The organism is uncultured Aquincola sp., assembly GCF_964001545.1.
In the GTDB taxonomy this organism is placed as follows: Bacteria; Pseudomonadota; Gammaproteobacteria; order Burkholderiales; family Burkholderiaceae_C; genus Aquincola.
Window position 1 is genome coordinate 1 of the sequence record NZ_CAXFDV010000639.1, and the last position, 12748, is coordinate 12748.

The 12748-nt window shown below is 69.0% G+C and carries 9 protein-coding genes; 3 read left to right on the forward strand and 6 right to left on the reverse strand.

The features are described from left to right. The first annotated feature begins 274 nt into the window (after window positions 1–274). The 3 genes from ABNT58_RS22265 to ABNT58_RS22275 all read left to right on the forward strand — a co-directional run bounded on the left by ABNT58_RS22265 (window position 275) and on the right by ABNT58_RS22275 (window position 5232). Entirely contained in the window at window positions 275–2050 is a 1776-nt protein-coding gene (locus tag ABNT58_RS22265) for an adenylate/guanylate cyclase domain-containing protein (protein ID WP_348755592.1), read from the forward strand. Between the two features lie 24 nt (window positions 2051–2074). Continuing rightward, a complete protein-coding gene (locus ABNT58_RS22270; RefSeq protein ID WP_348755593.1) occupies window positions 2075–3283 on the forward strand; it encodes a phosphatase PAP2 family protein in 1209 nt (402 codons plus the stop codon). A 71-nt stretch (window positions 3284–3354) separates the two neighbouring features. After that, window positions 3355–5232, forward strand: coding sequence for a S8 family serine peptidase (locus ABNT58_RS22275; RefSeq protein WP_348755594.1), 1878 nt, complete (start codon window positions 3355–3357; stop codon window positions 5230–5232). 9 nt (window positions 5233–5241) lie between these two features. Here the strand turns inward: ABNT58_RS22275 and ABNT58_RS22280 are convergent, their stop codons facing one another. From ABNT58_RS22280 to ABNT58_RS22305, 6 genes are read right to left on the reverse strand one after another with little or no spacing between them, the layout of a single operon-like run. Further along, a complete protein-coding gene (locus tag ABNT58_RS22280) occupies window positions 5242–6717 on the reverse strand; it encodes a M20 family metallopeptidase (protein ID WP_348755595.1) in 1476 nt (491 codons plus the stop codon). A 49-nt stretch (window positions 6718–6766) separates the two neighbouring features. After that, a complete protein-coding gene (locus ABNT58_RS22285; RefSeq protein ID WP_348755596.1) occupies window positions 6767–7663 on the reverse strand; it encodes a lysophospholipase in 897 nt (298 codons plus the stop codon). Window positions 7664–7721: 58 nt separating this feature from the next. Continuing rightward, a complete protein-coding gene (locus tag ABNT58_RS22290; protein ID WP_348755597.1) occupies window positions 7722–9359 on the reverse strand; it encodes a diguanylate cyclase in 1638 nt (545 codons plus the stop codon). Beyond that, window positions 9356–9796: a hypothetical protein gene (locus ABNT58_RS22295; RefSeq protein ID WP_348755598.1), complete on the reverse strand. Its 441-nt coding sequence runs from the start codon at window positions 9794–9796 to the stop codon at window positions 9356–9358. The genes ABNT58_RS22290 and ABNT58_RS22295 overlap by 4 nt, the downstream gene beginning before the upstream one ends. Before the next feature lie 5 nt (window positions 9797–9801). Then, complete coding sequence (locus ABNT58_RS22300) at window positions 9802–11106, reverse strand: hypothetical protein (RefSeq protein ID WP_348755599.1); 1305 nt, start codon at window positions 11104–11106, stop codon at window positions 9802–9804. A gap of 54 nt (window positions 11107–11160) precedes the next feature. Further along, window positions 11161–12627, reverse strand: coding sequence for a short-chain fatty acyl-CoA regulator family protein (locus ABNT58_RS22305; protein ID WP_348755600.1), 1467 nt, complete (start codon window positions 12625–12627; stop codon window positions 11161–11163). Window positions 12628–12748 lie beyond the last annotated feature (121 nt).

Consider the following 12748-nt stretch of genomic DNA (forward strand, 5'->3'; position numbering starts at 1 on the left):
GAGATCTCCTCGGTCCAGGCGAAGGACTGGTTGCTGAAGTAGCGCACCACCACGTTGGCGAAGGTGATGAGCACCAGCGCGGCCATGAGGATCACGGCGCACCAGTCTTCGAGGGCGAGAGGGACTTTGACGGGCGCCACTCCATCTTCCTGCGAACTTGTCTCCATTGGCAGTCTTGTTCTTTGAAAGGGACAGTTTATCGGCGGCAGGTCATCCGTCGAAATGGGGATGCCGGCTCCCGGAGACCGCGCCACGATGCAGCACCATGACTGTCATGCCACTCGACCAAGCACCACGACGCAGGCGTCGCGCGATCCTGGTCGTGGATGTGGTTGAGTCTGTACGGCTCATGCGCTTGCACGAGGATGCGTTCATAGGCCGCTGGCGCCGTTTCGCCCGGGAAGTGCAAGTGGAACTGCTACCTGCACACGGCGGCCGGCTGGTCAAAAGTCTGGGTGACGGCATGCTGCTGGATTTCAGGGATGCGCACGCAGCATTGGCTGCTGGGCTGGCCCTGCGCGATTTCGTCGAACGTCACCGCGGCGGAGCGCAAGACCCAGTGGCCTTCGCGCTGCGTATGGGCTTGCATGTGGCCGAGGTGATCGTGGACGAGCTGGACATCTACGGCTCCGGGGTCAACCTGGCTGCCCGCTTGGCCGAGCTGAGTCGACCGGGCGACATCACCATTTCCCCGGAAGCACGCGACGAGTGCGTCGACGGTCTGGACGCGGTGTTCGAAGACCTTGGAGAGGTTTATCTCAAACACATCGACGAGCCAGTGCATGCCATCAGGGTTCATGCCGGCTCGCTGCACCCGGGCATGATCCAGTCCCGTGCCTGGCCCGTCGATCGGCTCGACGGTGCCCTGGCGAGCGTAGCGGTGATGCCGTTCGGCGGTTTGACCGCCGACTCACCCATGGGTGAGTTGATTGCGGACAGCGTGATCGCGCACCTGTCTCGCAGCGACAGCCTGCGTGTCATCTCCAGGCTGTCATCGTCGGCACTGGCGACGAGATCGCTCAGCAGCGGCAAGATCGGCGAACTACTGGGTTGCGACCACCTGCTTGCCGGCCGTTGTCTGGCAGTCGGTAGCCGGCGCCTGATAACCGCGGAACTCACCATCGCGGCCACTGGCGAAGTCCTGTGGGCCGACCGGATCGAGTCGAGTGAGGAAGAACTCCTGTCTCCCGATGACCCGGTGACCCGTGAGATCGCCTGGCAAGCTGTGCGCGCGATTCTGGAGCGCAGCCTTCGCCATGCCGTGAATACGCCACTGCCGTCGCTGCAGGACTTCTCTCTGCTGCTGTCCGGCATGTCGCTGATGCACCGATCGCCGCCGCGTGACTTTGAACGTGCAGGCGAGGTCCTGCAACACCTCGTGGGCCGCCGGCCACGAGCCGCGCAGCCGTGGGCCCTGCTGGCGCAATGGCGCGTCCTGCGGGTGACGCGCGGCCTGTGCGACGACACAGCGGCAGAGGCGCGGCATGCGCTGGATCACACGCGCCGCGCGGCGGAATGTGATGCCGAAAATGCCCTGGCACCTGCGGTGGAAGGGTTTGTCCATTGTCATCTGCTCAAAGACCTTGCCGGGGCGCAGTCACGCCTGGACCACGCGCTGGCCATCAAGCCCAATGAACCCCTCGCCTGGCTGTTTCAGTGCGTGGTGGACGGCTTCCGCGGCGATGGCGAGCGGGCGTGGAACAGCGCGCGGCGCGCCATCTCGCTGTCACCGCTGGACCCGATGCGGCCGTACTTCGATGGGCTTGCCGCCAGTGCAGCATTGGCGGCGGGTCTCCTGGACGACGCGGTGATGTTGGCAGAGCGCTCCTTGCGGCTCAATCGCAATCATCTGCCGACACTTCGCGCGCTTGCCATCGCACGGGTGGAGCGAGGCGAACTGGCGCTGGCCCGTGAACTGGGTGCGCGGGTGGTGGCACTCGATCCGGATTTCAGTCTTCGCACCTACATGAGCGGCGCTCCGCGAGGCGCGGCCGCCTCCACACGCGAGCGCTACAGCATGGCGTTGCGGGCCGCTGGCCTGCCGCCCTGACACGCACAACAGGGGAGCATCGACATGGCTTTGCAATCGGGTTTGCTTGGCGGCTCGGCGGGCGGATCCGCCGGCGGGTCGGCGGGAGGGTCTGCAGGCGGATCGGCCGGGGGGTCGGCTGGTGGGTCCGCAGGCGGCTCGGTGTACGCGGATCAGTTCGCCAACACACTGTTCTGCGAGGCGCTGACGCGCACCCGCGGTGCGGTGATCGATGTGGAAGAGCGCATCCCGCCGTGGGAAATGGGCGACCCGTTCCCAGATCTCGACCGCCGGCTTTACCGCTGGGACCCATGGGTGCGCACGTACCTGGTGGCCCAGGAACTGGTGAGCCGGGTGCGGTTTCGGCTGCACCCGAACGTTCCGGGCCATGTCACGGCCCAGTTCCTGGACGACGGTCTCGAAGACTTCGTCGATGGCGTCACGCTCGTCAGGCCACCGACCAACGTGTTTGCCTCGCAGATCAGCCTTGTCCTGTCTTACGCGGAACTTCGCGAGGAGCGAACCTCGGAGATCCTCGCGCAGATCGAGCAGCACCATGCCTTCTGGAACGCGCTGGTCCCCATCCAGGCCGACCGCCTGCGCCACACCCGTGAGCTGCTGGATGCGGCCGTGCAGTTCGCCATTTACATCGAGATGAAGTTCAAGCACGAGCTGGCGTGCTGGCGGCCTTGCGATTACTCGGCGCAGGTGCAGCCGATGCTGACCACCCCGGGTCATGGCTCACTGCCCAGTGGCCACTGCACGCAGGCCTATGTGGTGGCCGAGGTGCTCAAGGCCCTGCTCAACACCATGAAGACCGGGACAGGCTACCGCACCTTCAACGCCCAGCTGCACCGGCTGGCCGCACGGATTGCCACCAATCGCGTCATCGCCGGTGTGCACTTTCCGGTCGACAACGTGGCCGGGAGGCTGCTGGGCACTGTGCTTGGTGAGTACTTCTGCTTCGTCTGCGGCGGCCGCGGACCGGACTCCGAACCAAGCTCAGGGGTACCGGCCTGGCGAGCGGGCCGCTTCGACGGCACAAGATTTCCGGAAGACACGGACTTCGATCCATTCGCCCAGCCACTGTCTCCTCCGGTGAGTGCTTCAGGCAAGGATCACTACTACGAGTTTGGCCGTCCGAAGGACAACGACGGCCATGACTTCCAGCCCAAGGCTCGCTCTGCCCTGATGAACGCATTGTGGGTGCAGGCGCTTGAAGAGTGCCGCGGGCTTGGGCTGGTGTACGCATGAAAGCGCCCGCATGGCAACCCCTGCCACCAGGCGCCTGGGGCGGTGACGTGACACGGGCCGGCGCAGACCCCTTGCTGCTGCTGGCTGACGGCACCTTGTGTCAAGACTTCTTGCGGCGCGGGGATCTGCTTCCGGCGCACGTACCCGTGCTGTGCGAGCTGAAGAAGCCGCAGGGCATTGCAAAGCTGGCTCAGGAGATTGCCCGAGCGGGCGGAGGCTGGATCACCCCTGCCTACCCGCGCACACCCGGGCATTCCACCGCCTTCTGCACTGCTCACTTCACGCCGGACTACTTGAGCGCCATACATGCAGGCCGAGCCGGCCGAATGCTGCACCGGTTCGAGCTGCAGCTGCCCGTGATCCCGCAGCGACCCGGCCCGCCCGGGCCCCGCCCGCCCCACCCAACCACGGGCCAGCAGGCCCAGCGGCCACAGGCAGGCGCGGACCTCATTGGCATCATCGACAGTGGATGCCCGTTCGCCCATGCCAATCTGCGCCGGCCAGGCGGCGGTACACGGGTGATGGCACTGTGGAACCAAGACGAAGCTGCGGTCTTTGGCGCAAAGGGGCAGTGCCCGGCCGACTTCGGATATGGCACCGAAGTGCACCGAGAAAGCATGGATGCATGGATGGCCGATAGTGCAGCCGGGCATGGCGTGAACGAGGATCTCTGCTATTCCCGCGCTGGCCTGAACAATTTGCGCCGCCGCATGTCGCACGGTGCCGCCGTGCTGGATCTCTTGGCGGGCAGCCGTCCGCTGCATGTACGGCTGCCGCAATCGAGTGACAGCCCTCCCTCATGGAAGCCGGCCGACGATGCAGCCAGCAAGGCCGACATCGTGTTCGTCGAACTGCCGCGCGACAGTGTTCAGGATTCTTCGAGCGGTGGTCTCGGGCGCTGGCTGCTGGACGGGCTGCGATACATCTGCAGCTGTGCGGGCCCGCAGACGCGCCGCATCGTCGTCAATATCAGCAATGGAACCAGCCGCAGCACCCACGACGGGAGCTCACTGCTGGAAACCGCCATGCTGGACCTCATCCAGGAGCAGCGGCGGCGGGGTCGGGAATTGCATATCGTGGTGGCTGCCGGCAACGCTCGCGACGAGGAGACGCATGCCCGACTGGACGGGCTGCAAGCGGAAAGGGCGACCGAAGTTCGGTTGCAGGTTCCTCCCGCCAGCGAAACGCCAACGTGGATCACGGTGCGGGTGCCTGCCGGACATGCTGGGGACCTCGGGCTCTGTCTCACAGGTCCACATGACGCCAAGGACGCACATAGCGCCAAGGCCTTGCAAATGGTCAAGGCTGGTAAGCAGGCGAGCCTATGTGTAGGCTCCAGCCATCTGGCCGCCATCGTTTTTCCCAACCCGTTGAGCGACAGCACGTCGAGCATGGCCTTGATTTACATCGGCCCCACGGAAACCGGCGGCAGGGCACCCCGCGCCGCCCACGGCGTATGGACCATCACCGTGCGGACGCGTCACCCATGCATGCCGCCGGTCGACCTGTTCATCAGTCGCAACCAGACGAACCCCGGGGCACTGGTGCGGGGCCGCCAAGCTAGGTTCATCAGCCAGTACGAAGGCTATGCACCTGATCGTTGGCGCCGAGAGGCAGAGCAGGACTGTGACCCACCGCGATCGCCGATCCGGCGTGCGACCACGCTAAACGGGCTTGCCACGGCAGCCACCTCATCCGGCCTCGTCGTTGTTGGCAGCAGGTTCTGGCGCGACAAGGACTTGAACTGCCTGAGCCCGTATAGCGCGCGGGGACCATCGGCAGGTCCGCATGGCGATCCGTCACGCAAAGACGTGGACCACCTTGCACCTACCGATATGTACCGCGGGCTGCCCGGCATCTGTGTCGCTGGCAATCGATCAGGAGCCGTGGTGCGCGTGAACGGCACCAGCTTCGCTGCACCTCAGGCAGCGCGAGAACTGCTGAAGTGACCGCAGCGCTCAGGGGCAGGCCGCCATCACCTGCGCTACCGCCGCCGTGAGCTTCTTGCCATACGGCACATGCAGGAACTCGTTCGGGCCGTGGGCGTTGCTCTTGGGGCCCAGCACGCCGCACACCATCATCTGGGCCTTGGGGAAGCCCTGCTGCAGCATGCTCATCAAAGGGATGGTGCCGCCCTGCCCCACGAAGCCGACCGGCGCATTGAACTGCGCCAGCGAAGCGCTGTTGAGCGCCTCGTACAGCCAGGGCGACAGCTCGGGCGCGTTCCAGCCGTTGGCGCCGTAAGCGCCGGCGCGACCATCGGGCTGGAAGGTGACCTTGGCGTTGTAGGGCGCGTTGTCTTCCAGCAGGGCCTTGAGCTTGAGCGCCGCTTCGTTGCCGTCCACCAGCGGCGGCAGCCGCAGGCTGAGCTTGAAGGCGGTGTAGGGCCGCAGCACGTTGCCGGCGTTCTTGAGTTCGGGGAAGCCGTCCACGCCCACCACCGACAGCGTCGGCTTCCAGGTGCGGTTGAGCAGCGCCTGCACCGGCTCGGTGGTGGTGGGCAGCGTGGGGCTGCCTTCGGCGCCGCAGGCCCAGGGGAAGCGCTTCCACACCTCGTCCTTCAGGATGGCGGCGGTGGCCTTGGCCTGCTCGATGCGCGAAGCCGGGATCTCGCAATGGAAGCTCTGCGGCAGCAGCTCGCCGGTGCGGCTGTCTTCCAGCCGGTCGAGCACTTGGCGCAAGATGCGGAAGCTCGACGGCACCAGGCCGCTGGCGTCGCCCGAGTGCACGCCTTCGGTCAGCACCTCCACCTTCAGCACGCCGCTGACCATGCCGCGCAGGCTGGTGGTCAGCCACAGCTGCTCGTAGTTGCCGGCGCCGGAGTCCAGACACACCACCAGGCCCACGTCGCCCAGGCGCGGGCGCAGCACCTCGAGGTAGGCCGGCAGGTCGAAGGAGCCGCTTTCTTCGCAGGCTTCGATGATGCCGACGCAGCGCGGCCGAGGGATGCCCTGGCGGTCCAGCGCCATGATGGCGGTGAGCGAGGCGTACACGGCATAACCGTCGTCGGCGCCGCCGCGGCCGTACAGCAGGCCGTCTTCGTACTTGGGCGTCCACGGGCCCAGGTCGTTGCGCCAGCCGCTGAATTCGGGCTGCTTGTCCAGGTGGCCGTAGAGCACGATGGTGTCGGTGCTGCCGGCCTTGGTGGCGGGCGCCTCGAAAAAGATGACCGGCGTGCGGCCTTCGATGCGCACGATCTCCAGCGTCAGGCCCGGCACGCGGCGGCTTTCCACCCACTCGGCGGCCTCGCGCATCACCTGCTCGATGTGGCCGTTCTTCTGCCAGTCGGCGTCGAACATCGGGCTCTTGCACGGGATGCCGATGTAGCGGGTGACCGCCGGCACGATCTCCTCGTCCCACATGCGGGCGGCGAATTCGCCCAGGGCCGTGGATTCATCCGGTTGCAGGGGCAGGTTCGGGTCGCGGGCATTCATGGCGGGGTCCTTCGGCGCTGGGTTGGGCGGATGGCGGATGCAGACCAGTTTAGGCCGGGCGCAAAGCACCTTGCGGCGTCTCGGGCCGGGCCGGCTGCCACTGGCGCTGCAGCGACTGCAGGCCGCGTTGCAGCGCCTCGGCCACCGCCCGGCCATCGGCGCCCGGTTCATTGAAGATCTCGTGCTGGCAATGGGCGAAGCAGCGGCTGCTGACCCAGCGCTCGGGCGCGCGGGCCGCGAACTCGGCGCTGCCTTGCGGATCGACGCAGCGGTCTTCACCGGCATACAGCAGCAGCGTGGGCAGCTGCCAGCGCGGCGCCTGCAGCCGCACCAGCAGGCCGGCATCGACCATGAAGCGCACCAGCCGCGGCGTCACGCGGTCGTGCACCAGCGGGTCGGCGCGGTAGGCGGCCACGGCGGCCGGGTCGCGGCTGAGCCAGTCGGCCCGCAGGCCGTTGTGCAGCGGCTGGTCGGGCCGCAAGCTCACCATCACCCGCAGCACGCCGCGCAGCAGGCCGTTGAGGCCGGCGTCCAGCGCGGGCGACGACAGCACCAGGCCGTCGACCGGCCGGCACCACGGCGCGGGCCGCGGCATCAGCGCCTCGGCCGCATAGCGGGCGGCCACCACGCCGCCCAGGCTGTGGCCCAGCAGCACCAGCGGGCCGGGCAGCTGGGCGCGCACATGGTCCACCAGCAGGCCCAGGTCGGCCAGCAGGCTGTGCGGCGCGGCCACGTGGCCACGGGCACCGCCCGAAGCGCCATGGCCGCGCTGGTCGTAGCCCATCACATGCCAGCCCTGGCGGTTGAGTTCATGGGCCAGCCCGTCGTAGCGGCCGATGTGTTCGCCCAGGCCGTGCACCAGCAGCACCGTGCCGCGGGCCGGCGCCGAAGCGGACCATCGACGCAGGTGCAGCGGCAGGCCGTCTTCGGTGCGCATCGCAAACATGGCGGCGCAGTGTAGGCAGCCCATCGGCGCCGGCACCCCCTAGCTTGGCAAGCGGGTGTTACTGCCTGCCGGCCATCGCAAAGCTGTTCTTGCCGGTGCGCTTGACCTCGTACATCGCCGCATCGGCCGCAGCCAGCAGCGTTTCCAGCGCAAGGCCATGGTGCGGCGACACCGCGATGCCGATGCTGGCGCCCAGCCGGGCCTGCCGGCCTTCGGGCATGCTCACCGGCTCGCACAGGCTGTGCAGCAGCTGCGCGCTCAGCCGCGCCAGTGCCGGGTCGTCGGGGGCCAGGCCGTCGGCCACCACCACGAACTCGTCGCCGCCCAGCCGGGCCACGCTGTCGCTGCCGCGGCGCACCAGGTGCTTCATGCGCAAGGCGCAGGCCAGCAGCACCTGGTCGCCGGCGGCATGGCCCAGCTCGTCGTTCACGCGCTTGAAGCCGTCCAGGTCGATGTACAGCAGGGCCAGCGGCAGCGACGCCGGGGCGCGGGCCAGCAGCGGCTCGACGAAGCGCAGGAAGCCGGCGCGGTTGAGCAGCCCGGTCAGCGGGTCCAGTTCAGCCTGGCGGCGCGCGGCGTGTTCGCCGCGGATGCGCTCGGTCACGTCGTACATCACCGCTTCCACCAGCGTCGGGCTGGCCAGGTCTTGCGCCGCGCCGGCGGCCCGCTGCGGCGACACCAGGCAATGCACCCAGCGCGGCGCCTGGTCGCGCGGCTGCAGCTCCAGGTCGGCGGCCAGCGTGCGGCCCTCGGCCATCGCCCGGTCGATCATGGCCCGCATCTGCTGGGGCTGCGCGAACACCGCCTGCAGGAAGTCGGCCTCGCGCAGCGGCGGCTCGCCGTGCGCGGGCCAGCCCACCACGCGCAGCGCCGTGGGGTTGCTGTTGACGAGCCGCCCTTCGGGCGTGAGCACGAAGATGCCGGCGCTGGAGCTGTCGAAGATCTGCCGGTATTGCGCCTCCATCGCCTCGATCTCGGCGCGCAGCGCACGCTCGCGCACCAGGGCCTGCTCGCTGGCCTGCAGCAGCGCATTGGCGCCGCCCACCAGCTGGCCCAGTTCGTCGCGCTGGTGGCCGGCGGGCACCGGCAGCCGCGCCGCGGTGCCGGGCGACATGCCGCGCAAGGCTTCGGCGATGCGCACGATGGGCCCCGACACCAACCGCGCCACCACCGCATACAGCAGCACGGCCACCAGCAGGGTTTGCGCCATCAGCGCCGCCGCCAGGCGCAGCGCGCCCTCGCGGGCGGCGCGCTGCCGCGCCTGGGGATCGGCGGTGAGTTCGATGCGCCCGATGACTTCCCGTGCATCAAAGGGCGACGCCAGCAGATGGCTGATCTGCAGCGGCGGGGCGGCCGCGGCGCCGGCCGCTGCCACCGGGCGCGATAGGTCCACCAGCACCTGGCCATCGGCCGCCTGCACCAGCACGCGCTGCAGCCGCGGGTGGTGCACCAGCCCGCCGGCCACTTCGCCCAGCAGCACGGTGTCGTTGGAGTAGGCCCCGATCTGCACCGTGCGTTCCACCGCGCTCACCAGGTCTTGCAGGGTGCGGCGGGTTTCGCTGTCGCTGCGCCGGTCTTCCAGGTGGTAGGCGAAGCCGCCGGCCACCAGCACCACCGGCAAGGCACCGGCCACGAACCAGCCCAGCAGCCGCCGTTGCAGGCCGCGGTGCGGCAGCGACGGCGGCGGTAGGGTCACGGGTCCTCCCGCAGCACCAGCACCACCCGCAGGCCGCGGTCGGCGGGCTCGGTGCCCAGGTAACCGATGGCATTGCTGTTGCGCTTGACGATGGCCATCACCTCGGCCTCGGTCTGCAGCGCCGCGGGCGGCAGGGTCTGGCCGGTGAACATCAGGCGCGACCAGTAGCTGTTGACCTGCGCCAGCGACATGCCGGTGAGCCCGCGGTAGAAGCGCTCGCGCAGCGCGCTGTCGCGCGCCAGGTCGAAGGGCAGGGCCAGATCCCCATGCGGGAAGACGCGGCTGCGCCCCATGTACAGGTCCACCAGCTCCTTGTGGCTGAGGCTGCGCACCGGATTGGCCGCATGCACCACCACATAGACGTCGGCCCGCGCGGCCAGGGCCAACAGCCAGGCCGCACCCAGCAGCAACCAACGATGACGAGGTCGGCAGCGCATGGCGGTCAGAACACGAAATCGACCGACAGGCTGGTCACGCCCGGGCGCGCGGCACGCGGCTCGGCGTCGGTCCAGGTCAGGCTGCCCCGCCGCGCCACCCAGTAGCGGTCGTGCTGCAGCTTGAGGGCCGCACGCGGATGCAGGTCCCAGCGCAGGCCCAGCGACAGCGAGTGCTGGTCCATGGTCGCCCCCTTGAGGTTGCGGTCCATCTGGGACATCAGCAGCATCGTCATGCCCGCCATCTGCGGACCCAGCGCGGACATCAGGTCCGGGCCCCAGTCGGCGCGGGAGGCAAAGCGCCCGGTGAAGCGCCCGGTGCCCACCGCCACGAAGGGCGTGACCGCGCCGAAACGGTGGCCCAAGCTGGCGAAGCCCAGCCGCACATCGCCGTAGCTGCGCCCGGAGGTCGATCCGATGGCCTCCATCGCCGCCACCCAGGGCCCGCCATCGTCGTAGATGGCGCCCAGGCTCAGGTAGGTGACGTTGCCTGTCTTCAGGGCTTCGACCGCGGTGTCGTGCAGGTCGCGCAGGTCGGCGCCGGTGGGGGTGTTGGCCAGCCCGGGCAGGCGACCGAGCTGGTCGAGCGTGGCCACCGCCTGCAGCGTGCGCTCGTCGGTCTGGATCTGGGCGCGCGCCACCGCCAGGGTGCCGCGCAGCTCCAGCCCGCCGCGCGTGTGCTTGAGCGTGGCCCCGGCCAGCCGCTGCACGTCGTAGGTGACGCGCCCGCCGGTGGCCGAAGGCAGCGTGGAGCGCGACCGCCCCAGGTAGGTGTGCAGCGACCAGAACGACTCCGCCTGCTGCCACTGCCAGGTGGCATCGATGCCATCGAGCGTGTACAGCGGCAGCGAGGCATTGGTTTCGTTGTTGGGCCGCGCCCAGGGATAGCTGAACCCGATGTTGCGCGAGTCGGAGTACTGGTAGATGCCGTTGTTCGTGCGGCCCAGCCGCACCGTCAGACCCGGCTCGGGCCGCCAGGCCAGGAAGGCCAGCTGCAGGGGCTGCGGCTGGAGCTGGCGTGCCAGCAGCAGCTGGCCCACCGCTTCCAGCTGCGGCGTCAGCTCGTAGTTGGCCTGCACGCCCAGGCGGCTGTCGACGTCGGCGCGCAGCGCTTCGTCCACCCGTGGCTGGTCGTGCGAACGGCGGAACCCCCAGCCCTGCGGCGCCTGCACATGCACCACGCCCACGGTGCCAAAGCCATTGAGGCGCAGGCGCGGAACGTCCTCGGCCTGGCACCCCAGTGCAACGCCGAACACGCCGACCGCCAGCCAACCGCGCAACCCACGCCATGCCATGCCGTGGTTGTACTTCACAACGTGTAACAGCAGGCCCCGGCAAAACGCCATTTCCGGGCGCTTGTTCTGCGTTTATCGGCGGAACCGGTACGACACCAGCGATTCGCTGTCCGACTCCACCACCAGCGGCTTGCCGGCCGGCGGAAAGGCGCGTTGCACGCAGTCGGCCCGCGGGCACACGCGGCAGCCGGGGCCGATGGGCACCACCGGCTGCGGCGCCGCCAGGTTCAGGCCGTCGGCATACACCAGCTCGTGCGCATGGGCCAGCTCGCAGCCCAGGCCCACCGCAAACAGCTTGCGCCGTGCCTGGTAACCGCCGCCACCGCGTTCGATGGTGCGGGCGATGCCGAAAAAGCGGGTGCCATCGGGCATCTCGGCCACCTGGGTGAGGATGCGGCCGGGCTGGGTGAAAGCCTCATGCACCTGCCACAGCGGGCAGGCGCCGCCATGGCGCGCGAAGTGGAAGGCGGTGGCGCTTTGCCGCTTGCTGATGTTGCCGGCCTGGTCCACCCGCACGAAGTACACCGGCACGCCCCGCTCGCCGGGGCGCTGCAGCGTGCTCAGCCGGTGGCACACGGTCTCGAAGCTCACCTGGAACTGCTGGGCCAGCAACTCGATGTCGTAGCGCAGCGCCCGCGCCTGCGCCAGGAAGGCGCGGTAGGGCAGCATCAAGGCGCCCGCGAAGTAGTGCGCCAGGCCCTGCACCGCCAGCGCGCGGGTGTCGGCATCGGCAAAGCTGGCGGCGGCCACCACGGTGTCGATGGCTTCGCGGCAGGCCACCAGCGCGTACTGGGTGGCCATCTGGTAGGCCTGCTGGGCATCGGTCAGCTGCGCGGGCACGTGCAGCCGGCGGCGGGCACGCTCGTAGCGGCGCAGGCTGCCGTCGGCGCCCATGCCGGGCGCGGCCACCACCTCGATGCCGCAGTGCTGCTGCAGCAGCGCCCGCAGCGCGCCGGCGCGCTGGCCGGGCTGCAGCGCCAGCCGCGCGGCCAGGTCCTCGGCCGCACGGTCCAGCGCATCGACGTAGTTCTCCAGCCGGTTGAAGTGCTCGCGCACCGCCTCGTGCGGCGGCGGCGCGATGGGGCCGCGCAGGTGGTCGCCGCCCAGCTCGCCATAAAAGCGGTCGATGGTTTGCGCATGCTCTTCCTGCAGCCGCAGGTGGCGCTGGTGCAGCTCCAGAAAGGCCTGCACCAGCTCAGGCGCCTGCGCCACCAGGCGGGCCAGCTGCGGCGCCGGCAGCGGCGTGGCCAGCAGGCGGCGGTCGTTCAGCGCGCCGTCCAGCTCGGCCAGCAGGCGGTGCTGTTCATGCTCGGCGAACTGCGCTGCCTCGGCGCCGAACACCTCGGCCAGCTTGAGCTGCACCGCCGCCGTCACCGGCCGCTGGTCGTTCTCGATCTGGCTGACGTAGCTGAGCGACAGGCCCAGCCGCTGCGCCAGCTGCTGCTGGCTCAGGGCGCGCTGCTCACGCAGGCGGCGCAGGCGGGCGCCGACAAACAGCTTGCGGCCGGCGGGGATGGCGGTTTCGACGTGCGGTGGCATCTTCACAAGCTTCACAAAATTGGCGCGCTTTCACCACCTAGGGTTTGCACTTTTCCCTTCACCGCCGCTTGAGGCTTGTGAAGTTGGTGGATAGATTCTGTGTGAAAACCGGAGACACGCA